This window comes from Mesorhizobium sp. CNPSo 4671 (assembly GCF_057784245.1).
On sequence record NZ_JBWLUW010000007.1, the window covers coordinates 14439 to 39062 of the forward strand.

Sequence of the window (24624 nt, forward strand, 5' to 3'; positions counted from 1 at the left end):
GCAGGACGGATCGCGCCCGGGGGGCTGTATGACGCCGTTTTCTGTCAGGCGTATTACACGCTGCACCAAGCTTGCAGGGAGGTGCAGGGATCATACGTCGCTATATGGCGCGGCGTTGGCGGTATGATTTAGACGAAGCGCATCGGTGCGCCGACCTCGACGCGGGCCGGCTGGTCGACCGTGCAATAGACGCCAAGGTTGTGGGCGTTGTGGCGGACCAGGTTGCGCAGGATCGCCGGATCGGTGTCGAAGCCGTCCTGGGCGATGATGGTGAAGCCGCAGCGGCGGCATGGTTCGGAAATCGTCAGGAGCAAGTCGCCGATGGCGAGCTTGCGGTCGATCCATTCCGTTTCAGGGAACGAGCCTTCCACCGCCGCCATGTCGACGACGATGTTGGGGCGGAAGCGGCGCGGGTCGGCCGCACCTTCCGGATGCAGCGCCGTCAGCCGCGCCAGCGAAGCCGTGGTCAAAAGGTGGACCGGTGCCTTGCTATAGCGGGCCGCGGTGACCGGACCGGCATAGGCCGGCGGTGCATTCTCCCGACCGAACGGTCGGATCGAGGCGGCGAAGCCGAGATAGGCCGAAATGGCGCGGTCGCATTCGGCGCCGGGCGCGCTCAGCCAGTCGCCGTCAGGGACGGCGACCTCCAGGTCGCGATCATTGGTCAGCCGGGTGCGGATGCGCGGCACTTTGTGCCATTTCGCCTCGCGATCGGGCCGGGCGATCTCGTTGTCCGAGCTATCGACGAGGCCGAACATGCGGTCGCCTGCCATGCCTGCGGGTCCGACCAGGATGGCGTCCTGGCGCTCGCCGGCGAGCGAACTCGCGGGATAGCGCCAGAGCTGGCTGACAGAGCCCAATGCAGCTTCGCCTGCCATCAGTCCTTCTTGTTCTGCCGGTTGGCGATAAGGTCGTCGACGACGGCCGGATCGGCGAGCGTCGAGGTGTCGCCGAGGGCGGCAAAATCGTCCTCGGCGATCTTGCGCAGGATGCGGCGCATGATCTTGCCCGAGCGCGTCTTGGGCAGGCTGGGGGAGAACTGGATCTTGTCGGGCGAAGCGATGGCGCCGATCTCCTTGCGAACATGGGCGATGAGTTCCTTGCGCAACTCCTCGGTGGGCTCCACCCCCTTCATCAGGGTGACGTAGCTGTAGATGCCCTGGCCCTTGATGTCGTGGGGATAGCCGACGACGGCGGCCTCCGAGACCTTGTCGTGGCTGACCAGCGCCGATTCGACTTCGGCCGTGCCCATGCGATGGCCGGAGACGTTGATGACGTCGTCGACGCGGCCGGTGATCCAGTAATAGCCGTCGGCGTCGCGGCGGCAGCCGTCACCGGTGAAGTACTTGCCCTTGTAGGTGGAGAAATAGGTCTGCACGAAGCGGTCGTGATCGCCATAGACCGTGCGCATCTGGCCCGGCCAGGAATCGGTGATGCAGAGGTTGCCGTCGGCGGCCCCTTCCAGCACCTTGCCTTCGCCGTCGACCAGCTGCGGCTTGACGCCGAAGAAGGGCCGCGTCGCGGAGCCTGCCTTGAGGTCGGTGGCGCCCGGCAGCGGGGTGATCAGAATGCCGCCGGTCTCGGTCTGCCACCATGTGTCGACGATCGGCACCTTGCCGTTGCCGACGACGCTGAAATACCACTCCCAGGCTTCCGGATTGATCGGCTCGCCGACCGAACCCAGCACGCGCAGCGATTTGCGCGAGGTCTTCTTCACCGGGTCGTTGCCGGCGCCCATCAGCGCGCGCAGCGCGGTCGGCGCGGTATAGAAGATGTTGACCTTGTGCTTGTCGATGACTTCCCAGAAGCGCGACTGCGACGGGTAGTTCGGCACGCCCTCGAACATCAGCGTGGTGGCGCCGTTGGCGAGCGGACCATAGACGATATAGCTGTGGCCGGTCACCCAGCCGACATCGGCGGTGCACCAGTAGATGTCGCCTTCATGGTAGTCGAAGACATATTGGTGCGTCATCGAGGCATAGACGAGATAGCCGGCGGTGGTGTGAAGCACGCCTTTCGGCTTGCCGGTCGAGCCCGAGGTGTAGAGGATGAACAGCGGGTCTTCCGCCTTCATCTTCTCGGGTTTGCACTCCGCCTTCACCGTCGCGACTTCGTCGTGATACCAGACGTCGCGGCCGGGCGCCCAGCCGATCTTGCCGCCGGTGCGGCGCACGACGAGGACATTCTTCACCATGACGAAGTTCTTCGCGGCGATGTCGATGGCCTTGTCGGTGTTCTCCTTCAGCGGGATGGACTTGCCGCCGCGCAGGCCCTCATCGGCGGTGATGACGAAGGTCGATTCGCAGTCGACGATGCGGCCGGCGAGCGCATCCGGCGAAAAGCCGCCGAAGACGATCGAATGGATGGCGCCGATGCGCGTGCAGGCCAGCATCGCATAGGCGGCTTCCGGGATCATCGGCATGTAGATGGTGACGCGATCGCCCTTCTTGACGCCGTGCTTCTTCATCACATTGGCGAGCCGGCAGACATGCTCGTAAAGCTCATTGTAGGTGATTTTCTTGTCGTCGTAGGGGTTGTCGCCTTCCCAAATGATGGCGGTCTGATCGCCGCGCTTCTTCAGGTGGCGGTCGATGCAATTGTAGGAAACATTGGTCAGCCCGTCCTCGAACCATTTGATCGAGACCTTGCCGTCGAAGGAGGTGTTCTTGACCTTGCTGAAGGGCTTGAACCAGTCGATGCGCTTGCCGTGCTTGCCCCAGAACTTGTCCGGGCTCTTGATGCTGTCGGCGTACCATTTGAGATACGTGTCATTGTCGATCAGCGCATTCTTCTTCCACGCCGGCTGGACGCGATGGACATGAACCTCGGACATTTCTGGTTTTCCTCCCGAACCAATCCGCCGGCTTGAAACGCCGGCGGGATCGCGGCGAAGCAGCCGCGAATTCGGCGGCATTATTACCAGTTCCGCCGTGACGGCAACATTAGACGTTGGATTCGCGCGGCGGGATGCCGCAGGGGCATCGCCATACGTTGTCAGCACTCGGGTTGGGTCGCTGCTAACTGTATGTTTTCGCGTCGAAAACCCTGTTTCGATCAGGAAAAATCAATAGACAGTTAAGCAACGGCGCGCACAATGTTGCGTTGGGAGGCGAGGTTAATCAACCTGGGGACCGCAATGCGCGACCATGCCGAAATGGACCTGATGCTTAGGGGTTATGGCCTAACCACGGCCAAGATTCTCTATCACTTCCCCGACCACCCGCACCTCCTGCAGAGCTTCATCTGGCAGGACTACGACATCGCCCCGCAGTTTCCGGTGCTGATCAAATTCATCGAATTCTGGAAGGCCAAGCTGGACGGGCCGCTGCACTCGGTTGTCTACACGCACCAGAAACTGATCGCGCCGAATGAGTGGCGGAAGGTGGATGGGGAGTTCGTGCTGCACTAAGGCGTGCCGATATTCAGGTGAGGCCGGCCTGCGAATGGCGGCTTCCTGCGCTTCCGGTGCTCACGTACGAAAAGTACGCTCCGCTCCGGTTCTCGGAAGCCACCATTCTCGACTCGGCCTGACCTGAATCTCGACACGCCTTAACTTTGGCGCGCGGTGGTCACACCGCCGGCGGGTTCAGCCGGGCAAAACCTTCCTGGCGGCGGTACGGAAAATACGGGTAGGGCGCTGTCACTTCGCTTGCTGCGTCCAGTTTTTTGATCTGTTCCGGCGTCAGCGACCAGCCGACGGCGCCGAGGTTCTGCCTCAGCTGTTCCTCGTTGCGGGCGCCGATGATGACGGAGGAAACGGTCGGGCGCTGCAGCAGCCAGTTGATGGCGATCTGCGGCACGGTCTTGCCGGTTTCATCAGCCACCGCGTCCAGCGCATCCATCACCCGGTAGAGATGTTCGTCCGCGACCGGCGGACCGAAATCAGCCGTGTCATGCAGCCGGCTCTTTTCCGGCAGCTTCTGGCCACGGCGGATCTTTCCGGTCAGCCGCCCCCAGCCGAGCGGGCTCCACACCAGCGCGCCGACGCCCTGGTCGAGGCCGAGCGGCATTAGCTCCCACTCATAGTCGCGGCCGACCAGTGAATAATAGACCTGATGCGCGGCGTAGCGCGGGTAGCCATGCTTGTCGGCCTCCACCAGCGACTTCATCACTTGCCAGCCTGAAAAATTGGAGACGCCGACATAGCGCAGCTTGCCGGTGCGCACGAGATCGTCCAGCGTCGACAGGACTTCTTCAATCGGCGTCCCGGCATCGAAGGCGTGCAGTTGCAACAGGTCGATGTAGTCGGTGCCGAGGCGCTTCAGCGCGGCGTCCACGGACTTGATCAGCCGCGAGCGGGAAGAGCCGTAGTCGGCCGGCCCGTCGCCCATCGGCAAGGACGTCTTGGTCGAGATCAGCACGGCGTCCCGCCGGCCCTTGATGGCTTCGCCGAGCACCTCTTCCGAGGCGCCGTTCGAATAGACGTCGGCGGTATCGAACAGATTGACGCCAGCCTCCAGGCAGATGTCGACCAGCCGCCGCGCTTCCTTGGCGTCGCTGTTGCCCCAGGCGCCGAACAGCGGGCCGGAACCGCCGAAGGTTCCGGCGCCGAAGGAAAGTGCAGGGACCTTCAGGCCCGATGCGCCGAGACGTCGATAGTCCATTTTCTTACTCCTGGTGGTTTGGAAAGAGGTTTCGAAAAAATCCGGTCCGCCGACGAGCGTCAGGACCGAACGGAGACCGGCGCACCGAGCGCGTTGGTGCGGTCGAGGCGCAGGGCCAGCCCGGCGACGCCAAGCGCCGCGACCGGCAGCAGAGCGGCGACCCAGGTGAGCGAACCCAGCCCCATGCCATGGGCGATGACCGCGCCGCCAAGCCAGGCGCCGGCGGCGTTGCCGAGATTGAAGGCGGCGATGTTGAAGGACGAGGCGAGGCTTTGGCCGGCACCTTGCGCCTTGTCCAGCACCCACATCTGCAGCGGCGCCACGGTGGCGAAGGCAGCGGCGCCGAGCAGGCCGACATAGATCACGGCCATCACCTGGCTGTGGATGGCAAAGCTCATGGTCGCGAGCACCACGGCCAGCACCACGAGGCTGCCCAGCACCGCCGGCACCAGCCAGCGGTCGGCGACCTTGCCGCCGGCGAGATTGCCGGCGATGAGACCGCCGCCGAAGACGAGCAGGATCGGCGACACGGCGGCTTCCTTGAAGCCGCTAATCTCGGTCAGCAGCGGGGCGATGTAAGTGAAGACAGCGAAGACGCCGGCGTAGCCGAGCACGGTGGTGGCGAGGCCGAGCAGAACCGGCGTGCGGCGCAGTACGGCAAGATCGGCGCGCAGGTCGCTCTTCTCGGGTGCTGCCTGGCTGCGGGGCACCAGGGCCAGGATGACGGCGAAGGCCGCGAGGCCGACCGCGGTCACGGCCCAGAAGGTCGCGCGCCAGCCGAAGGCCTGGCCGAGCCAGGTGCCGAAAGGCACACCGAGGATGTTGGCGATGGTGAGCCCGGTAAACATCAGCGCGATCGCCGAGGCCTTCTTGTTGGGCGCGACCAGACCGGTGGCGACCACCGAGCCGACGCCGAAGAAGGTGCCATGGGCAAAGGCAGTGATGATGCGAGCGCCCATCAGCGTCCAATAGTCGGGCGCCAGCGCACAGGCGAGATTGCCAATGGTGAAGATTGCCATCAGCGCCAGAAGCACGGTCTTGCGCGGCCAGTTGCCGGTGGCGATGGTGAGCAGCGGCGCGCCGATGACGACGCCCAGCGCATAGCCCGAAATGAGCTGGCCGGCGGCCGAGATCGAGACGCCGAGGTCTTTGCTGACGTCGAGCAAAAGACCCATGATGACGAATTCGGTGACACCGATGCCGAAGGCGCCGGCAGCGAGGGCATAGAGAGCAAGAGGCATGGCGGTTTTCCACTTCCAAGACGGGCCGTTAAGGCGACGAGCGCCTTGTCCAAACCCGCGCCCCGACCGGGAAGATCGTGTCGCCACGCACTGTGAACCAGACTTGATCAAGGCATATTTTCTGTGAAATAGATTCACAGATGGCCAGACCCGATATTAACCGCTCCGGCGAGATCGAAGTTTTCGTGCGTGTCGTCGAAGCGGGCAGCTTCTCGGCTGCGGCACGCGCATTGCGCATGACGCCGTCGGCGGTGAGCAAGCTGATCGCGCGGCTGGAAGCCCGGCTTGGCGCGCGGCTGGTCAGCCGCTCGACACGCAAGCTGCAGCTGACGCCCGAGGGAACCGCCTTCTACGAGAGCGGGCTGCGCATCCTGGCCGACATGGCGGCTGCCGAGCGCGAGGCGGCGGCGGGGGCCGCGCCGCGCGGACGGCTGCGCGTCAACAGCTACGTGCCGTTCGGGGTGCACCGGCTGATCCCACTTTTGCCGCGCTTCCTTGAGCGCTACCCGGAAATATCGGTCGATCTGGTGCTGACCGACAGCGTCATCGACCTGATGGCCGAACGCGCCGACATCGCCATCCGCGCCGGGCCGCTTGGCGAATCACGGCTGGTGGCGCGCAAACTCGGGCAAAGCCCGGTTGTGGTGGTTGCGGCACCGTCCTACCTTGACGCGCATGGCACGCCGCTGACGCCGGCCGATCTCGACAGCCACAACCGCATGGGCTTCGGCTTCGTCAGGCATATCGATGGCTGGCCGTTCCTCGACGCGGAGGGCCGCGCGGTCATGGTCCCGATCACCGGCAATGCGCTGGTCAGTGACGGTGAGGCGATGCGGCTGATGACGCTGGCCGGAGCCGGCATCTCCCGGCTGGCGCGCTGGCACGTCGCGGCCGATATCGCTGCCGGACGGATGGTGGCGCTGCTGGAGGATTTCAATCCGGGCGACGAGGAGGCGACGCACGCCGTCTATGTCGGCCAGGGCCGCCACCTACCGGCGCGGGTCCGGGCCTTTCTCGATTTCCTGGCCGAGACCGTGCGGCTCTGACGAAGCGCGGTTTTCAAGGTCCGTTCGACAGCCCAGCAGGGGCAGGATATGGATTCCTGCCCGGTCATAGCAGGCGCTTCGCGCCCAGGCACCGAAAGCGTTGGCAATTCAGGAGGCGTGATTTGGTCCGCTTGTCCTTGGTCACGGCATCCCTGCTAGCCATCGCGACATGGCTGCATGCCCCAACGATCTCCGAGGCAGCCGAGGCCTCGACAACAGCCGTGCCTGCCGCAAACGCCGGAAATGACGACGTCAAGCAGCTTGTCTCGGTGGTTCTGGCGGAAACGGAGGATTTCTGGGGCACCACCTTCAAAGCCGGCGGATCGACTTACGAGGAGCCCAAGCTGGTGCTGTTCACCGGCTTCATCGCCACCGCATGCGGTGCCGTTTCAGGTACATCATACTGCGCGGCAGACCATAGGATTTATCTCGATCCGGCGTTCCCCGAGCTTCGAGAGGTCGGTTTGACCGGAGATTTCGCCAAGGCGTTGATTGTCGCCCGGGAGGTTGCGTACCACGTGCAGAACATCTCGGCCGTTCCGCAGCAGCTTGTCGCCGACGGTGACCAGCAAGCCGCCATCATCCGGTCGGAACAGGTCGAACTGCAGGCCGATTGTTTTGCCGGACTGTGGAGCCGCTACGTTCAGGACAAGGGGTTGTTGGAAGGCACCGATCTGGCCCAAGCCAGAGAACTGCTGCGATCTCTTGGAGACGATCAGGCCGCCAATGCCTCCGGAAATTCGACGGCCAAGAGGTACGGCACCTCAGAACAGAGGATCCGCTGGTTTGATCGGGGCCTTGCCGGAAAAGCGATCGCGGACTGCAATACTTTTGCCAATCCGCTTTAATACCGAGCCTATCCACTACGGGTGAGGTGCGCCATCATCAGGTGATAGCCTTCAAGGCTTTCCTGATCTTTTCAATGACGGTGCCGATGTCCGATCGCCCGGACGTGTATTCCCCATCCGGGTCACAATACGCGTCCCGCAGCCGCTCCAAATGAGCAATCACGGCGGCTGCGTAGTCATGCGCCGTACCGGCGACGGCGACCTTTTCAAATTCGCCTCGCGCGGCACTGACCGCGCCAACGCAGACTTTCCAATCGTAAGGGCTGGCAGAAGCCGCGGCCTGGCGATCAGCCATGATCGCGACAATCTCGGCTCGAAATTCCTCGGCGGATGGTGCCATCGTCGCCCCTGACATCCCGGTACGCTGCTCCGGCGTCATGATGGTAGCTGCGAACCCGTGCTCGGTACAAGGCGTGCGGCCTTGACGAAGCGCGAAAAAGCCGCGTGCCCGAAGGGACGCGCGGCCTTTGGAAAATCGCGTTGTGTTGGAGACGGACTACCCCTTCGGCACGAACGGCGCCGGGCGGCGGCCAGCTGCCTGGCGCTCCAGCATCCAGCCGGGATATTCGGCCGGCAGCGCGCTGACCTCGTCCAGTTTGGCGAGATCATCCGCATCGAGCTTCACTTCAGCCGCGGCAAGGTTTTGTTCGAGCTGATCCATGCGGCTGGCGCCGATGATCACGCTCATCACGAAAGACTTGGCCAGGACATAGCCGAGCGCCACGGTGGCGACACTCACATTATGCTTTTTCGCGATCTCGCGCATGACGGCGACGGCCGCCCAGGCGCGATCCTCGTTGACCGGCGGGAAGTTGAAGGACGCGCGGCGGCCCTCGCCATTGCCGGGCGCGCCGGGGCCGTATTTGCCGGAAAGCAGGCCACCGGCCGTCGGCGACCACACCATCAGGCCGAGTTTCTCCTCGTTGATGAGCGGCACGATCTCTCGCTCGAGGTCGCGGCCGGCGATCGAATAATAGGACTGGATGGTCTCGAAACGGGCAAAACCCTTACGGTCGGCGATGCCGAGCGCCTTGGCGATGCGCCACGCCGCCCAGTTGGACACGCCGACATAACGGACCTTGCCGCTGGCAACGAGATCGTCGAGCGCCCTCAGCGTCTCGTCGATCGGCGTCACCGCGTCGGTGCCGTGCAGCTGATAGAGATCGATATGGTCGAGCTGCAGCCGTTCGAGGCTGGCATCGACCGAATCCATAATGTGGCCGCGCGACGAGCCGCGCTCGTTCGGGCCCTGGCCCATGGCGCCATGCACCTTGGTGGCGATGACCACGCTCGACCTGGCGACGCCAAGGTCCTTGAGCGACTGGCCGAGCAAGCGTTCGGATTGGCCAAATGAGTAGACATCGGCCGTGTCGAAGAAATTGACGCCGGCGGCGATCGAGCGGCCGACGATCTCGTTGACGCCCTTCTGGTCGAGGCTGGCGATCAGGCCCCATTGGGCATTTTCGCCGGCGGCGCCGAAGGTCATGGTGCCGAGGCACAGTTCGGAGACGAACATCCCCGTATTGCCAAGCTGGTTGTAGCGCATGGTGGAGGCTCCAGGAGAATTGTGAGGACACAAAACAAATAGGAACGGAACGTTTCGTTTCTAGTGGTGGCGCAATGGCGCTTCCGGATTGGCCCAACCCTGTAGGCATGAGCGTTGTTGGCCTAGGCATCCCAGGGATTGAGCACCGTCACGCCTGCATCATCAAAGTCGGCAACGTTGCGCGTGACAAGAATGAGATCATGGACAAGCGCGGTTGCCGCGATGAGGGTATCGGCACTGCCTCGTGTGCGGCCTGCGGTGATGCGGCCCCAAGCCAACGCGACATCTTCCGTGACAGCAAGAATACGGTCGGCATTGTCCCGCCGAAGCTCCCTTAGCCACAGATCAAGGCGTGTTGCCTTTTCGGAGTCGACCTTGCGTAGCTTGATGATCCCACGCTCGATCTCTCCAAGCGTGATGACGCTGAGACTCACCGAGGTCGGATCCACCGAAGCCAGCCATTCAGTCGGCTTGGATAGTCGCCTCTGCACATCCGAAACGATGTTCGTGTCGAGCAGATACATCAGAGATCGACGTCCCGGATCATCGTCTCTGGGCGGCGGTTGACCTCTTCGGCGAAATCGTCGTCCCAAACCGGGCCGGTCAAAAGATACTCCGCCAACGACTTCTTCTTTCCAGCTAGGCGGTCGTAATCCTCAACGGAAAGCACCACTGCGGCGCGCTCGCCGCGCAATGTCACAGTCTGCGGTCCCTCGCTGCGCGCACGCTGAACCACCTTGGAGAAATTGTTCTTTGCGTCTTGCAGGTGCCAATTCATTGAATGCTCCTAGCTAGCTTGGCTAGATATAGCATTCGCCCGGTGAAGCCGCAAGGAATGCTGTGTTGGCGCCGGGGCGGGCCTACCGGCTGCCGAAGATCGCCGAACCAACCCTGACGCTGGTGGCGCCGAAGGCGATCGCCGTCTCGTAGTCACCGGACATGCCCATGGACAGCTTTTCGACGCCGGCCTCGCGCGCCAGTTTCTCCAGCAGGGCGAAATGCGGACCCGGGTTTTCGTCGGCCGGCGGAATGCACATCAGGCCTTCGATGGCGAGGCCGTAGACGTCACGGCAGCGGGCGACGAAGGCGATCGCCGCGCGTGGCTCGATGCCGGCCTTCTGCGGCTCCGAGCCGGTGTTGACCTGGACATAGAGCTTTGGGGCGCGACCCTGCCGTGCGATCTCCTTGGCAAGTTCGGCGGCGATCTTGTCGCGGTCGACCGTCTCGATGACGTCGAACAGCGCCACCGCCTCCTTGGCCTTGTTCGATTGCAGCGGACCGATCAGATGCAGTTCGATATCCGCAAAGGCCTGCTTCAGCTCAGGCCATTTGCCTTGCGCCTCCTGCACGCGGTTCTCGCCGAAGACCCGTTGGCCGGCATCGATCACCGGCTGGATGTCGGCGGCATCAAAAGTCTTGGAGACGGCCACCAGCGTCACCGCGCCGGTCTCGCGGCGGGCTTCCTGCTCGGCGGCGGCGATCTTCGCCTTGACCGCGAAAAACTGCTGAACGGTGTCACCCATATGCAAATCCCGCTGTTTTGACCCGCGTTTTTAGCCGTCGCGATGCCCATATGGTTGACGGGTTTGCCAAACCATGGTGAACACCCGGACCACATTCCCTGAACCGCACAGCCGATCGCCCGCGGTTCGCGCCTGCTTTTAAGTGAAAAACGTCCCATGGCAACCGAACGATACAATCCGCGCGCGTCAGAGCCCAAATGGCAGAAGGCCTGGGCCGAAAAGAAGCTGTTCGAAGCGCGCAATGACGACCCGAAGCCGAAATACTACGTGCTCGAGATGTTCCCCTATCCGTCGGGGCGCATCCATATCGGCCATACCCGCAATTACACGATGGGCGACGTGGTGGCGCGCTACAAGCGGGCCAAGGGGTTCAACGTGCTGCACCCGATGGGCTGGGACGCCTTCGGCATGCCGGCCGAGAACGCGGCGATGCAGAACAAGGTCCATCCCAAGGAATGGACCTACCAGAACATCGCCACCATGCGCGAGCAGCTCAAGGTGATGGGCCTGTCGCTGGACTGGGCACGCGAATTCGCCACCTGCGATGTCGATTACTACCACCGCCAGCAGATGCTGTTCCTCGATTTCGTCGAGAAGGGGCTGGTGACGCGCAAATCCTCCAAGGTCAACTGGGACCCGGAGGACATGACGGTGCTCGCCAACGAGCAAGTCATCGACGGGCGCGGCTGGCGCTCAGGCGCGCTGGTCGAACAGCGCGAGCTGACGCAGTGGTTCTTCAAGATCACCGACTACGCGCAGGACCTGCTGGATTCGCTCGACGGCCTCGACGAATGGCCGGAAAAAGTGAAGCTGATGCAGCAGAACTGGATCGGCCGTTCGGAAGGCCTGCTGATCCGCTGGCCGCTGGCGTCGGACGTAGCCGGCGAGCATGAGCTGGAGGTCTATACGACAAGGCCCGACACCATTTTCGGCGCCTCCTTCATGGCCGTCGCCGCCGATCATCCGCTGGCCAAGAAGGCCGCCGAGACCAATCCGGCGCTGGCGAAGTTCATCGACGAAGTGCGCCATATGGGCACCTCGGTTGCCGCACTTGAGACGGCCGAGAAGAAGGGTTTCGACACCGGCATCCGTGTCGTCCATCCCTTCGACGACAGCTGGACGCTGCCGGTCTACGTCGCCAATTTCGTGCTGATGGAATACGGCACCGGCGCCATTTTCGGCTGCCCGTCCGGCGATCAGCGCGACCTCGACTTCGCCAACAAATACGGCCTGCCGGTGATCCCGGTGGTGATGCCGGAAGGCGGCGATGCGAAGACCTTCCAGATCGTCGAGGAAGCCTATGTCGACGACGGCCTGATGATCAATTCACGCTTCCTCGACGGCATGAAGCCGGACCGCGCCTTCGACGAGGTGGCGAAGCTCTTGGAGCAGAAGACGATCGGCAACCGGCCGATGGCCGAGCGCAAGGTGAATTTCCGCCTGCGCGACTGGGGCATTTCGCGCCAGCGCTACTGGGGTTGCCCGATCCCGATGATCCATTGCGAGGATTGCGGCGTGGTGCCGGTTCCTAAGGCCGATCTGCCGGTCAAGCTGCCGGACGATGTCGATTTCGACCGGCCTGGCAATCCGCTCGACAGGCACCCGACCTGGCGGCATGTGAAGTGCCCGCAATGCGGTGGCGATGCGCGCCGCGAGACCGACACGATGGACACGTTCGTCGATTCGTCCTGGTATTTCGCCCGCTTCACCGCGCCCTGGGCGCACGAGCCGACCGATCCCAAGGCGGCCAATGAATGGCTGCCGGTCGACCAGTATATTGGCGGCATCGAGCACGCGATCCTGCACCTGCTCTACTCGCGCTTTTTCACCCGCGCCATGCGCGAGACCGGCCATGTCGATCTGGCCGAGCCGTTCAAGGGCCTGTTCACGCAAGGCATGGTCGTGCACGAAACCTATCGCGTCGGAACGGCTTCGAACGGCCGCTGGCTGGCGCCGACCGAGGTGCGGCTGGAGGGCGTCGACGGCGAACGCCGGGCCTTCGACATCGCCACCGGCGAGGCTGTCACCATCGGCCCGCTGGAGAAGATGTCGAAGTCGAAGAAGAACACGGTGAGCCCGGAAGACATCACCGACGGCTACGGCGCCGACACGGCGCGCTGGTTCATGCTGTCGGATTCGCCGCCCGAGCGCGATGTAGAATGGACCGATGATGGCGCCGCCGGCGCGCATCGCTTCATGCAGCGCATCTGGCGTCTGGTTTCGACGGCGGCTGAGACGCTGGCAGGCGTCAAGCCTGCTGCGGCTGACGCCGGTGAGGCGGGAGCGGTCTCGAAGGCCACGCACAAGATCCTGAAAGCGGTCGGCGAGGACATCGAGAAGCTCGGCTTCAACCGTGCCATCGCCCGCATCTATGAACTGGCCAACGTGCTGACCACGCCGCTCAGCCAGGTGGCGGAAGGCAAGGCCGATCCGGCGCTGCAAGGCGCCTGCCGCCAGGCGGTGGAGATCCTGGTGCATCTGATCGCGCCGGTGATGCCGCATCTGGCCGAAGAGTGCTGGGAGACGCTCGGCGGCACCGATCTGGTCGCCGAACGGCCGTGGCCGGTCTTCGATCCAGCGCTGGTCGTCGACAACGAAGTGACCTATCCGGTGCAGGTCAACGGCAAGAAGCGGGGGGATTTGACAATTGCCCGCGACGCGGACCAAGGTGCGGTCGAAAAAGCGGTATTGGCTCTCGACTTCGTGCAGAAAGCGCTCGAAGGTAAGGCTCCGCGCAAGGTGATCATCGTGCCGCAGAGGATCGTCAATGTCGTTGCCTGATCGGGAAAAGACAGAGCTGAGCCGTTTGCTGCGCCGCGTTGCGCTTGCCGGCCTTGTCGGCGCGCTTGCGCTGGTTTCGGCCTGCACGGTGCGGCCGCTCTATTCCAACGCGCCGTTGTCGACGGGCTCGACCGCCAATACCGAACTGGCGTCGATCGCCATCAAGCCGGTCAAGACGCGTTATGCCCAGCAGGTGCGCAACAATCTGATCTTCGGCTTTGGGCGTGGCGCCGGCGAACCGGCCTCGCCGCTTTATTCGCTCGATCTCACCGTGACCGAAGCCGTCGATTCGGCGGCGCTCGTGCAGGTTGGAACCGACGAAGACGAGCCCACCGCCGGTTCGGTGACGCTGAACGCCAGCTATACGCTGACCGATATGAAAACCGGTGCCGTCATCACGGTCGGCAAGCGCGCGATCACCTCGTCCTTCGACAGGCCACGCCAGGAATTTGCTTCGTACCGGGCGCAGATCGACGCCGAAAATCGCGCCGCGCGCGAATTGGCCGAGGCCCTGCAGCTGTCCATCGCCCAGGATCTGGTCCGGCACGGCAAGGCGGCCAGCTAGCGCCGCTTTTCGTTTCACGGAAGACGACCTTTCGATCCTGGTGTCCGGCCGCCCCGCAGCGGCCGAGCATCCTATTTTCAGCTCACCTTTTTAGCTCGACGTATTGGATGGCGCGATGATCGCCGAATGACGATTGGCTGCTCGAATCCGGATCCCACACATCGCTGCGAAAGATGCATTTCGGTCGCTCCAAAGGTGCTGACGGGAAGCAACTGTTAACCACTCGCTCCCTATGTCTCAGCAGACGTTTCAGAGTGAGTCTTGAGAATGGAATCCAAGCGTTTTCCTCGGGTCAATTCATTGAAGTCAGCTTCGCCCGATGACCCCGAGGGAAAGCGTTTCAACGGCCAGCAGCCCGGCGCGGCCAAGGCCAGCAATCTCCCGCCACCTGTTGATCTCGGCGGCAACGAAAGCCCTGCCTGGCAAGACTATTTCTTCCTGGCGCCCAATGTGCGGTTTACGCGCACGCCGGATTATGAGGCCAATACGCGCCGTCCGGAACGCGACCAGATTGCCGCCGAGCAAAGTGAGCCACTAGCGCCGCCGGCGCCGCAGGCGATGGCAAAATCCACCGCGGCGTCCCACGCCTTGCCCCCGCAGACGAGCAGCCGGCCTCCCGCCTCGTCCGTACCATCCATCCCAGCCGGGCATACCAGCGAAAAGGCGCGGGCTGTTGCGCCGGTTGGTCCGAGGACGGCCGCGCCGGCACGGACATCCGCACCGGCGGCGTCCGCCCAGGGAATGGCTGCGCCGGTCAAGACACCAGGCCGCGAAACCGTGCGCTGGCCCTATCTGTCGAATCACGTCTTCTTCGAGCTCATGGCGCCTTACATGATCGAGAGCCCGTTGCCGGCGCCTCGGGCGGTCCCAACTCCCCGTCGGGCAGCGCCGGTTGTCTCCCCACGGGTCGACGTCCGCGCCGCGTCCATGGCCGATCCGACCGCATTGTTCCGTGTGATCGACTGCCTGCCAGGCCAGCAGGCTCCGTCTGCCCCGCCGGAAGTCCGTCCGGCCAACTCGAACGAAGCCGTGGTCCAGCCGGTGGCGAGCAGCGCACCGCGACGGGCCCAAATGGCGGTTGCAGTTCCCGCTGTCGCGGGCAGTGCCGCGCCGGCGCAGGTCGCGGGGGAGGCCGGGCAGGCTCCGGCCGTGCGCGTGTCAGCGCCACTGCCCAAGGCCGGCAAGATCGTGCCGGCCACGACGGGCGAAGCGTACGAACTGCCCTCGGAAGAGCTGCTGCAGCAGCCGCCGGAAGGGCAGGGTTTCTACATGTCGCAGGAGCGGCTCGAGCAGAATGCCGATCTTCTGGAAAGCGTGCTCGAGGATTTCGGCGTGCGCGGCGAGATCATCCACGTTCGCCCCGGTCCGGTCGTCACCCTCTATGAGTTCGAGCCGGCGCCGGGCGTCAAATCGTCCCGCGTCATCGGTCTCGCCGATGATATCGCCCGCTCCATGTCGGCGGTTTCAGCGCGCGTCGCCGTCGTGCCCGGCCGCAACGTCATCGGCATCGAGTTGCCGAACGAGACGCGCGAGACCGTCTATTTCCGCGAGCTGATCGAATCGCAGGGTTTCCGCAAGACCAGCTGCAAGCTGGCGCTTTGCCTTGGCAAGACGATCGGCGGCGAGCCTGTCATCGCCGAGCTGGCGAAGATGCCGCATCTGCTTGTCGCCGGCACCACCGGCTCCGGCAAGTCGGTTGCCATCAACACCATGATCCTGTCGCTGCTCTACCGGCTGAAGCCGGAAGAATGCCGGCTGATCATGGTCGATCCCAAGATGCTCGAACTCTCGGTCTATGACGGCATCCCGCATCTTCTGACGCCCGTCGTCACCGATCCCAAGAAGGCGGTCACCGCGCTCAAATGGGCGGTGCGCGAGATGGAGGACCGCTATCGCAAGATGGCGCGGCTCGGCGTGCGCAACATCGACGGCTACAACGAACGCGCCGCCCAAGCCCGCGACAAGGGCGAGGCGGTCGTCATGACGGTGCAGACCGGCTTCGAAAAGGGCACCGGCGAGCCGCTGTTCGAGCAGCAGGAAATCGATCTGGCGCCGATGCCCTACATCGTCGTCATCGTCGACGAGATGGCCGACCTGATGATGGTTGCCGGCAAGGAGATCGAAGGCGCCATCCAGCGCCTGGCGCAGATGGCGCGCGCGGCCGGCATCCATCTCATCATGGCGACGCAACGTCCCTCGGTCGATGTTATCACCGGCACGATCAAGGCCAACTTCCCGACCCGTATTTCCTTCCAGGTCACCTCCAAGATCGACAGCCGCACCATCCTGGGCGAGCAGGGCGCCGAACAGCTGCTTGGCCAGGGCGACATGCTGCACATGATGGGTGGTGGGCGGATTTCGCGCGTGCACGGCCCCTTCGTTTCCGACGCGGAGGTCGAGCATGTCGTGGCGCATCTGAAGGCGCAGGGCCGCCCGGAATATCTGGAGACCGTGACAGCCGACGAGGATGAGGAAGAGGTCGATGACGACCAAGGCGCGGTCTTCGACAAGGGATCGGTCGCGGCCGAGGACGGCGATTCCAGCTATGACGAAGCGGTCAAGGTGGTGGTGCGCGACAAGAAGTGTTCGACGTCCTACATCCAGCGCCGCCTCGGCATCGGCTACAACCGCGCCGCATCCCTGGTCGAACGCATGGAAAAGGAAGGGCTGGTCGGCGCGCCCAACCATGTCGGCAAACGCGAGATCATCATGGGTCGGCGCCCGCCGGCGGCCGCGCCTGACGACGACGGCGCGGAATGAACAGCTGCCCCTTCGGTGATCGGGCTTTTTCTGATGCGTAATAAAGAAGGCCGGTCGCCCGGCCTTTTTCTCGTTGAAGCAGTGCGATCTCAGCCGATCTTCTGGCCGGTCTTGGCCCAGTCGGCGAGGAACTGTTCCAGGCCCTTGTCGGTCAGCGGGTGCTTGACCAGCGCCTTCAGCGTCGCCGGCGGCGCGGTGATGACATCGGCGCCGATCAGCGCCGCCTGCTTGACGTGGTTCACCGTGCGCACCGAAGCGGTCAGGATCTCGGTCTGGAAATCGTAATTGTCGTAGATCTGCCGGATCTCCTGGATCAGCTCCATGCCGTCCGAGCCGGTGTCGTCGATGCGGCCGACGAAGGGCGAGATGAACGAGGCGCCGGCCTTGGCGGCGAGCAGCGCCTGGTTGGCCGAGAAGCACAGCGTGACGTTGACCATGCGGTTCATCTGGGTGCGGATCGTCTTGCAGGCCTTCAGGCCGTCCAGTGTCAGCGGCACCTTGATGCAGACATTGGGCGCGATCTTGGCCAGCACCTCGGCCTCCGCCATCATGTCCTTGTATTCGGTCGCCACGACTTCGGCCGAGACCGGGCCGGCGACGATATCGCAGATCTGCTTGGTGACGTCGGCGATCTTGCCCCCGGATTTGAGAATCAGCGACGGATTGGTGGTGACGCCGTCGAGCAGTCCCAGATCGTTGAGTTCACGGATATCCTTGATGTCGGCGGTGTCGACAAAAAATTTCATGACGGGTCTCCTGAAGATTCTTATGTGCATGCCATGCACATTCGGGGTCGGCCTTTGATCTAGACCAAAGTCAGGGCAAGGTCACGCCTCATGATCGAAGATTCGCCCTTTGTCGCAGCCGCACCGGTGCTGGTGCCGATGCCTGCCGAACGCCCCTACACCTATGCCGTGCCGGCCGGCATGCGCGTGGTGCCGGGCTCGATCGTGCGCGTGCCGCTCGGGCCGCGCCAGGTCGCCGGCATCGTCTGGGATGGCGCGGTCGAGAATATCGACGCGAAAAAGCTGCGCCCGATCGAACAGGTTTTCGATTGCCCGCCGATCGACCGCGCCATGCGCCGTTTCGTCGACTGGGTGGCGCAATACACGCTGTCGGCGCCGGGCATGGTCGCGCGGATGCTGCTGCGAGCTCCCGAGGCCTTCGACCCCGAACCCTGGATCGAGGGGCTGCAGCGCACGCTTATCATTCCGGACCGGATGACGGATGCGCGGGCGCGCGTGCTGGAGACGGCCGAGGGCGGACTGGCCTGGACACGCTCGGGTCTCGCCCATGCTGCCGGCGTGTCGTCGACGGTGATCGAGGGGCTCAAGGCGCAAGGCGTGTTCGAGACGGTGATGATCCCGCCGCGCCCGGTGGTCGCCGCGCCTGACTCGAGCTACGCCGTGCCGGAACTGATGCCGGACCAAAGCGAGGCCGCATCGATGCTGCGCGCCAATGTCGCGGCCGGCGTGTTCAATGTTGCGCTGCTCGATGGTGTCACAGGTTCGGGCAAGACGGAGGTTTACTTCGAGGCGGTGGCGGCAGCCCTCGACCAGGGCAAGCAGGTGCTGATCCTTTTGCCGGAAATCGCACTGACCCACGCTTTCCTCGAGCGTTTCCAGCAGCGCTTCGGTGCCAAGCCGGGTGAATGGCATTCCGACCTGCCGCCCAGGATGCGCGAAAAAGTCTGGCGGCAAGTGGCTGAGGGCACGGTGCGCGTCGTTGCTGGTGCCCGCTCCGCGCTGTTCCTGCCGTTCAAAGAGCTTGGGCTGATCGTCGTCGATGAGGAGCACGATCCCGCCTACAAGCAGGAAGACCGTGTCTTCTACAATGCGCGCGACATGGCGGTGGTGCGCGGTCACATTGGTAGCTTTCCGGTGGTGCTGGCGTCGGCGACGCCATCGGTCGAAAGCCGGGTCAATGCGAGCCAAGGCAAATACAACAGGGCCATTCTCTCCGCCCGCTTCGCCGAGGCCGCACTGCCGCAGCTGAAGTCGATCGACATGCGGCGCGCGCCGCCGGCGCGCGGCGGCTTCCTGTCGCCTGTGCTTCTCGACCATATGCGCAAGACGCTGGAGAAGAAGGAACAGTCGCTCTTGTTCCTCAACCGGCGCGGCTATGCGCCGCTGACGCTGTGCCGGGTCTGCGGCCATCGCTTCGGCTGTCCGGTCTGCTCGGCTTGGCTGGTCGAGCACCGCTTTCGCGGCCAGCTGGTCTGCCATCATTGCGGGCACAATGAGCGCCGCCCCGAAGCCTGCCCGGAATGCGGCACGCTTGATCACCTGGTCGCTTGCGGGCCGGGCGTCGAGCGCATCGCCGAGGAGGTCGTCACGCATTTTCCCGATGCGCGCACCATCGTCTTGTCATCGGACCTGATGGGCGGGGTGCGGCGGCTGCGGCTGGAACTGGAGGCGATCGCCGATGGCGAGGCCGATATCGTCATCGGCACGCAGCTGGTCGCCAAGGGCCACAATTTTCCCAACATGACGCTGGTCGGCGTCGTCGATGCCGATCTCGGCCTTGCCAATGGTGATCCGCGCGCCGCCGAGCGTACTTTTCAGCTGCTCAGCCAGGTGACCGGCCGCGCCGGCCGCACCGGCAAGAAGAGCCTCGGCCTGCTGCAGACGTTTCAGCCCGACCATCCGGTGATGCGGGCGATCGTCTCGGGCGATGCCGAGGCTTTTTACGAGCGCGAGATCGCCGAGCGCGAGCGGGCGGCTTTGCCACCCTTCGGCCGCTTGGCCGGCGTCATCGTCAGCGCGGTGACACGAGCGGAAGCAGAAGGTCATGCACGCGGCCTGCGCCGCGCCGCGCCCGAAGCGTCCGACCTGTTTGTACTGGGGCCAGCCGAGGCGCCGCTGTCGTTGCTCGGCGGCCGTCACCGCTTCCGCCTGCTGATCCAGGGCGAACGGCGCGCCGACATGCAAGGGTTTATCCGCGCCATGCTGGCCAATGGGCCGAAACAGCGTGGTTCGGTCCGCGTGCAGGTGGATATCGATCCGCAGAGCTTTTTGTAAGGTCGCCATATCGGCGATACGCTGCAGGCCAGCGAGAAACGGAAGATCGAATGAAAACCCTTGGCCTTCTGGGCGGCATGAGCTGGGAATCGACCGCCATCTACTACCGCCTGCTCAACGAGATCGTGCGCGAGCGCCTTGGCGGGCTGCATTCGGCCAAACTGCTGCTGTGGTCGTTCGATTTTGCCGAGATCGCGGAGCGGCAGCATCATGGCGATTGGGAGGGGGCCGGCATGCTTCTGGTCGAAGCGGCGCGCAAGCTCGAGGCGGGCGGCGCGGAAGGGCTGCTTCTGTGCACCAACACCATGCACAAACTGGCCGACCAGGTGCAGGCATCGGTATCGATCCCGCTGATCCACATTGCCGACGCCACCGCGGTGGCGATCAAGCGTGCCGGCATGCAGCGTCCGGCGCTGCTGGCGACGCGCTTCACCATGGAGCAGGATTTCTACAAGGGCCGGCTTACCGACAAATACGGCCTGTCGCCAGTGGTGCCCGATGCGGCCGGGCGCGACATGGTGCATCGCGTCATCTATGACGAGCTCTGCCAGGGTATAGTCACCGAGACTTCGAAGACGGCTTATATAGAAGAGGCCGAACGCCTGCGCAGCGAGGAAGCCGCCGACAGCATCATAATGGGCTGCACCGAGATCACCATGCTCATCGGCCAGGACGATTTCGACATTCCGGTGTTCGACACGACTCGCATCCACGCCGAGGCGGCGGTGGAATTCATGCTGTCCTGAAGCAATTCAACGGAAAGCCTGTCAGGGCGGGGCAGCCACGGCGACTGTTCCGCTGCCGACCACTTTCAGCTTCCATCCGTCCGCTTCCGTGCCGGCCAGGTTGAGATGACCGGTGAGAAAGTACAGGCGATCGGTGTCGGGACCTTTGGCGGTGCAGAACCGGTCCTGCAGATAGGATGGCGGCGTCGCCTGGTAGTAGAGATTCGCCTCGATGCTGGCAGGGCGTGCGCCCTTCGGCAGATCGGCAAGCGGGATCGAGTAGCTCAGCGTGTCACTGCCGCCCTCGACATAGTCGGGGTCGTCCTCCACGGCAGTTGTGCCGACATCGACGGCGAGCTCTTCATCCGCGCCCAAGGCCTTGGCGATTTCCAGCCGGTCCGAGAGCGGCAGGAAGCCCGAAGGCAATATGCGGTTGTCCTTCACCTCCGTGCAGATCGACAGGAAGCTGGTGGTCAGTTCGCCTTCCGGCTTCGAATGGGCATTGCAGACCGGATTGGGCGTATCGGCCGGCGGGGTGGAGACCAGCTCCTGATAAATCTGGACCTGATCCTGGCGCGTGATCTTCTGGTAGTGCGGCTGATGCGGCCGTTCGCCAGGGTGCACGCGGCCGGAACAATCGTCTTTCCACCAAAGTTCGCCATCGAGCGGCTTGCCGTCGGCGCCGACGATGACGCCGGCGGCGTTGGTGCGGCCGGAGACCCAGAGCGGCTCGCCGTTCTGGTCGAACACACTGAAGGTCAGAAACGCGCGCCGGAAACCGACGCCTGAGGGAAATTTGTGACCGGCAAGGTTCTTCACCGTCACCTTGGCGTCGAGCGTGTCGGCGGTCAGGGCAAGGTTGCTGACGGCGACGGTGGCGGTTGCCTGCGAGGCCTGGTCGAGCATCGCCTGCTCGGTGAGGACGAGCGGATCGACGGCCTTCTTGCCCATCATCGGATCGCGCGTCCTGATGCCGAAGACATCGGGAAACTGCTGCGCCATCTTGACCAGGAAGACATTGAGGCCAACCAGCGTGTGGCGGGCAAAGCCCTCGCGAGCCAGAAGGTCCGGCGCGTTGCTGGATTCCGTCTGTGGGAAATTGAGATTCTCCTGGATGCTGGCGATCTTGCTCGTCGTCGGCGATCCGTCCTTTTCCGCCGACGGCATGTGGCAGCCCTGGCAGCTGCGCGGCGTGGCGCCGGGGCCGAACGGAAGCTGCCCGTCCGGGGTGCTGCCGGTTCGATAGGCGCTGAACGCCCATTCCGGATAGGTCGTCTGCTCATAGATATGCGCCAGCGTGTTGGTGCCTTGCAGAACCGGCAGATGAACCGTGTGGCAGGTCCCGCAAACCTCGGAACTCATGATCGTGGCGTCGTGAACCGGTTTGATGCCGAGAGCGGTATGCATCGGCCCGACCTCCGGTTTCTCGAAGGGGCCGATCAGCGTATCGGGCGAACCGACCATGAAGCTGCCGGTGAAGGTCTTGGCAAAACCGGTTGCATGCGGATTGAGCAGCGCCTGACGCTCGTCGACGCAAGCGTTCTGCGGCTGGTCACCGAGCGGGTCGCTGGCCTTGCTGTTGAGCACCATGCGGTGACACGACGTGCAGGTGATGCCGTCGCGGGCAAGCATGCCGTAATTGGCATGCGCGGCACTCGGATTGTCGGCCGGCCATGGCGTCGCATCGACCATTGCGCGCGAGAACGGTTCGCATTTGCCCGTGCGCGCCTTGTCGTCGATGTGAAACTGCCGCTCTCCGGCGATGCCGTGGCAGCCGACACAGACGTCCTGCACGACGCCGGACATTTTGGGGTGAAAGCTCTGCGTTTCACTGGCCAGTTGCGCAAAGAAGATCGGATCGCGGCCGCCCAACCCCATCGGCGAGGTTCGCCAGGTCGCAAAGGGCGACAGGTTGACCAGGCCGTCGCCATGTGGGTTCGGCTTGGTCATGTCGAACTGCAGCCCGGTGCTGCCGGCATCATGACAGCCGAGGCACTGGCTGGAGGTCAGGAAAGTGTCCGATGCATCGGGGCCCTTGGCCCCGACCCAGGTGTTGTCGTAGGTCTCGGAAGGCATTCGCGAGACGGTGTCGTAGCTCGGCATCTCGCGGACATAGGCTCGCAGCGCGGCGATCACGTCGGCGTTCGGACTGTAGAGCGGTTGACCAAGGCGCGGGCTGGCATTGACCGGCAAAACGACGGTCTGGTGCAAAGTCGGAGCCGGCGCTCCGTCGAAGAAGTCCTGTGCGAGATAGTTGAGCGGCTTGCCTGGCTCGCCGGCGATATTCTTGGGCGATGCGAAAGTCAGATTGTCGGCTGCCGAGGCATGACAGTTCATGCAATATTGGGCGAAGCCCATGTTGGGCAGGCTGTTGTTGTCGGCCGGCAGGGCCGGCCAATCCGGAGTCCAGCCGCTCTGGCTGCCAAAGCCGTACCAGCCCCAGAACCAGCCGTCGTAAGAGGCGCTGGCATCACGGATCATGATCGCAGCGCCGCTGGTTGGAAAAAGCTTGACGGGATCGACCGTCCGGCAATCGGATGCCGGCTCGGAGAACATTTCCTTCACCATGATGGCGCCGTCAGGTACGGGCGGCGGATGATCGACCTCGCCCTCGGCCGAGCGGTTCTTGCGAAGCCAGTCCATCATCTCGGGCGAATACCAGATCATGACAGGCGCATGGGTTCCGAAATCCTTGCCCTGCCAGGCGCCGTTGACCAGGGTCGCGATGCGGGGTCCGGCCTGGCGCACGAATTTGTCGTGCACCCATCCGGCCGCCTCGTCGCGGTAGCAGTAGCTGCCGAGATATTGGTTGAGCTTGTTCTCGTAGTCCCCCAGGGACTGCGCCGAGGGTTTCTTGATCGTGGCCTCAAGCAGGTGGCAGACTAGGGGATCGGCGGGAACCATCGCTGTCGGCCGTTCGGCGACGCAGTCGGCGCGCGCGCCTTGCGTGATGCTGGCAAGGGCGGCCGCGGCGACCCAGATGCGGGCCAGGTTCAACGCCCGACCGAGATTCGGCATGATCGTCTCCGCATTCGAGATCCTGCCTGCCGCACTCCGTCCGCGCAGATTTCACAAGTGATCGTGAAACATGTGCAATTGCTAAAATGAACAAGCAGTCGACGAAATAAACATCGAGACCATAATACTTGGCATACGTTGCGGCAAGGCGCGCAATCTATACTGTCGAAGAAATTGCATCCGGCATGCTCGCGTGCGTGGATTTTCTTGCACAACAGCCATATCGGCGGCGGAGCCGGTGCTTCCCAGGCGGGCATTTCCTGGGAGGCCTTGGCGAAAACTCGGTGTGCCGGCTGCGCGCTTGACTTCCGCCACGGGTGACATTCAATGCATCCGCAATTCTTGTGAGGGGTCGAGACAGAATGGACTTTGCGCTTCCGTGGCCGACGAGCCAGGGCGAATGGCTGGCCTGGTCGAGCGCCGTCTTCACCGTTCTGCTCGGGCTTCTGTTTTTCCTGGCACCCAACCTGGCCTTCCGCATCCTGCGCCTGCAGGCCAAGCCTGAGAAAGCGGCGGCGATCGCCGAGGGGCGCGGCAGGATGTCGGGCTTTTATCTCGGCGTCGGCCTGTGCTGCATCCTGCTGGCACAGCCATTGGTTTACATGGCGCTCGGCTTCTCCTGGCTGTTCACCGCCTTCGGCCGGCTGCTGTCGATGATGTCGGATGGCGCAAACACACCTTTCAATTGGGTTTCCATTGTGGTGGAATTGGTCTTGGCGGCATTGCCGCTCGCCTTTGCCTTCGGCTTTGTGCCCTGAATCCAAGGGTATTGCGGCGCATAAGGCGCGAGTCTTTCGCCAGATGCGACAATAGTGCCTGAAAAGCATGCGGAACGACGCATTGCGGTCTTAAAATGCCTGTGCTAGACGGCAATCGACTTTCGGCCGGGGATAGCGGAAGCCGCGCCTCCGTGCTTGAAAAAATGCAGTAAGGTCAAAGATTTAGCC

General features: G+C 63.7%; 20 protein-coding genes. 9 read left to right on the top strand and 11 right to left on the bottom strand.

Annotation, left to right across the window (positions count from 1 at the left end; genetic code table 11):
- Positions 1-128: 128 nt before the first annotated feature.
- Both AC04SF_RS19840 and acs read right to left on the bottom strand, forming a co-directional pair.
- Entirely contained in the window at positions 129-878 is a 750-nt protein-coding gene (locus AC04SF_RS19840) for an MOSC domain-containing protein (protein WP_488479203.1), read from the bottom strand.
- Positions 878-2833, bottom strand: coding sequence for an acetate--CoA ligase (gene acs / locus AC04SF_RS19845; protein WP_488479204.1), 1956 nt, complete (start codon positions 2831-2833; stop codon positions 878-880). The genes AC04SF_RS19840 and acs overlap by 1 nt, the downstream gene beginning before the upstream one ends.
- A 303-nt stretch (positions 2834-3136) precedes the next feature.
- On the opposite strand from acs, the gene AC04SF_RS19850 reads away from it, so the two are divergent.
- Positions 3137-3409, top strand: a complete 273-nt coding sequence (locus tag AC04SF_RS19850) for an usg protein (RefSeq protein WP_096458115.1) — start codon at positions 3137-3139, stop codon at positions 3407-3409.
- A 160-nt stretch (positions 3410-3569) separates the two neighbouring features.
- Here the strand turns inward: AC04SF_RS19850 and AC04SF_RS19855 are convergent, their stop codons facing one another.
- Positions 3570-4604, bottom strand: coding sequence for an aldo/keto reductase (locus tag AC04SF_RS19855; RefSeq protein WP_488479205.1), 1035 nt, complete (start codon positions 4602-4604; stop codon positions 3570-3572).
- 59 nt (positions 4605-4663) lie between these two features.
- A complete protein-coding gene (locus tag AC04SF_RS19860) occupies positions 4664-5845 on the bottom strand; it encodes an MFS transporter (protein ID WP_488479206.1) in 1182 nt (393 codons plus the stop codon).
- A 140-nt stretch (positions 5846-5985) separates the two neighbouring features.
- Here AC04SF_RS19860 and AC04SF_RS19865 point away from each other — a divergent pair, with 140 nt between their 5' ends.
- Positions 5986-6891 (top strand): LysR family transcriptional regulator, encoded by a 906-nt coding sequence (locus tag AC04SF_RS19865; RefSeq protein WP_488479207.1) that lies wholly within the window; start codon positions 5986-5988, stop codon positions 6889-6891.
- A gap of 137 nt (positions 6892-7028) precedes the next feature.
- Positions 7029-7739, top strand: a complete 711-nt coding sequence (locus AC04SF_RS19870) for a neutral zinc metallopeptidase (protein WP_488479453.1) — start codon at positions 7029-7031, stop codon at positions 7737-7739.
- Between the two features lie 37 nt (positions 7740-7776).
- On the opposite strand, the gene AC04SF_RS19875 is transcribed toward AC04SF_RS19870, so the two are convergent.
- The 5 genes from AC04SF_RS19875 to AC04SF_RS19895 all read right to left on the bottom strand — a co-directional run bounded on the left by AC04SF_RS19875 (position 7777) and on the right by AC04SF_RS19895 (position 10808).
- A complete protein-coding gene (locus tag AC04SF_RS19875) occupies positions 7777-8118 on the bottom strand; it encodes a hypothetical protein (RefSeq protein ID WP_488479208.1) in 342 nt (113 codons plus the stop codon).
- A gap of 117 nt (positions 8119-8235) precedes the next feature.
- Complete coding sequence (locus AC04SF_RS19880; RefSeq protein WP_488479209.1) at positions 8236-9285, bottom strand: aldo/keto reductase; 1050 nt, start codon at positions 9283-9285, stop codon at positions 8236-8238.
- A 122-nt stretch (positions 9286-9407) separates the two neighbouring features.
- On the bottom strand, positions 9408-9809 hold the full coding sequence (locus AC04SF_RS19885; RefSeq protein WP_488479210.1) for a PIN domain-containing protein: 402 nt from the start codon (positions 9807-9809) through the stop codon (positions 9408-9410).
- Complete coding sequence (locus AC04SF_RS19890) at positions 9809-10063, bottom strand: type II toxin-antitoxin system Phd/YefM family antitoxin (protein WP_488479211.1); 255 nt, start codon at positions 10061-10063, stop codon at positions 9809-9811. Before AC04SF_RS19890 ends, AC04SF_RS19885 begins: the two co-directional genes overlap by 1 nt.
- Before the next feature lie 82 nt (positions 10064-10145).
- Positions 10146-10808 (bottom strand): YggS family pyridoxal phosphate-dependent enzyme, encoded by a 663-nt coding sequence (locus AC04SF_RS19895; protein ID WP_488479212.1) that lies wholly within the window; start codon positions 10806-10808, stop codon positions 10146-10148.
- A 156-nt stretch (positions 10809-10964) separates the two neighbouring features.
- Between AC04SF_RS19895 and leuS the strand changes: the two genes are divergently transcribed.
- The 3 genes from leuS to AC04SF_RS19910 all read left to right on the top strand — a co-directional run bounded on the left by leuS (position 10965) and on the right by AC04SF_RS19910 (position 16914).
- A complete protein-coding gene (leuS, locus tag AC04SF_RS19900) occupies positions 10965-13589 on the top strand; it encodes a leucine--tRNA ligase (RefSeq protein WP_488479213.1) in 2625 nt (874 codons plus the stop codon).
- On the top strand, positions 13576-14154 hold the full coding sequence (locus AC04SF_RS19905; protein WP_096451388.1) for an LPS assembly lipoprotein LptE: 579 nt from the start codon (positions 13576-13578) through the stop codon (positions 14152-14154). The genes leuS and AC04SF_RS19905 overlap by 14 nt, the downstream gene beginning before the upstream one ends.
- A 267-nt stretch (positions 14155-14421) precedes the next feature.
- A complete protein-coding gene (locus AC04SF_RS19910; protein ID WP_488479214.1) occupies positions 14422-16914 on the top strand; it encodes a DNA translocase FtsK in 2493 nt (830 codons plus the stop codon).
- Between the two features lie 89 nt (positions 16915-17003).
- Here AC04SF_RS19910 and fsa read toward each other — a convergent pair whose 3' ends face one another.
- A complete protein-coding gene (fsa, locus tag AC04SF_RS19915; protein ID WP_019861850.1) occupies positions 17004-17660 on the bottom strand; it encodes a fructose-6-phosphate aldolase in 657 nt (218 codons plus the stop codon).
- Positions 17661-17750: 90 nt separating this feature from the next.
- Between fsa and AC04SF_RS19920 the strand changes: the two genes are divergently transcribed.
- Together AC04SF_RS19920 and AC04SF_RS19925 are read left to right on the top strand one after the other, a co-directional pair.
- Positions 17751-19934 carry a primosomal protein N' gene (locus AC04SF_RS19920; protein ID WP_488479215.1) on the top strand — a complete coding sequence of 728 codons (2184 nt, stop codon included), beginning with the start codon at positions 17751-17753 and terminating at the stop codon, positions 19932-19934.
- Positions 19935-19984: 50 nt separating this feature from the next.
- Positions 19985-20680 carry an aspartate/glutamate racemase family protein gene (locus AC04SF_RS19925; RefSeq protein WP_488479216.1) on the top strand — a complete coding sequence of 232 codons (696 nt, stop codon included), beginning with the start codon at positions 19985-19987 and terminating at the stop codon, positions 20678-20680.
- A 21-nt stretch (positions 20681-20701) separates the two neighbouring features.
- On the opposite strand, the gene AC04SF_RS19930 is transcribed toward AC04SF_RS19925, so the two are convergent.
- Positions 20702-23677: a hypothetical protein gene (locus AC04SF_RS19930; RefSeq protein ID WP_488479217.1), complete on the bottom strand. Its 2976-nt coding sequence runs from the start codon at positions 23675-23677 to the stop codon at positions 20702-20704.
- A 362-nt stretch (positions 23678-24039) separates the two neighbouring features.
- Between AC04SF_RS19930 and AC04SF_RS19935 the strand changes: the two genes are divergently transcribed.
- Positions 24040-24435: an AGROH133_08824 family phage infection protein gene (locus AC04SF_RS19935; RefSeq protein WP_096451380.1), complete on the top strand. Its 396-nt coding sequence runs from the start codon at positions 24040-24042 to the stop codon at positions 24433-24435.
- Positions 24436-24624: the final 189 nt, after the last annotated feature.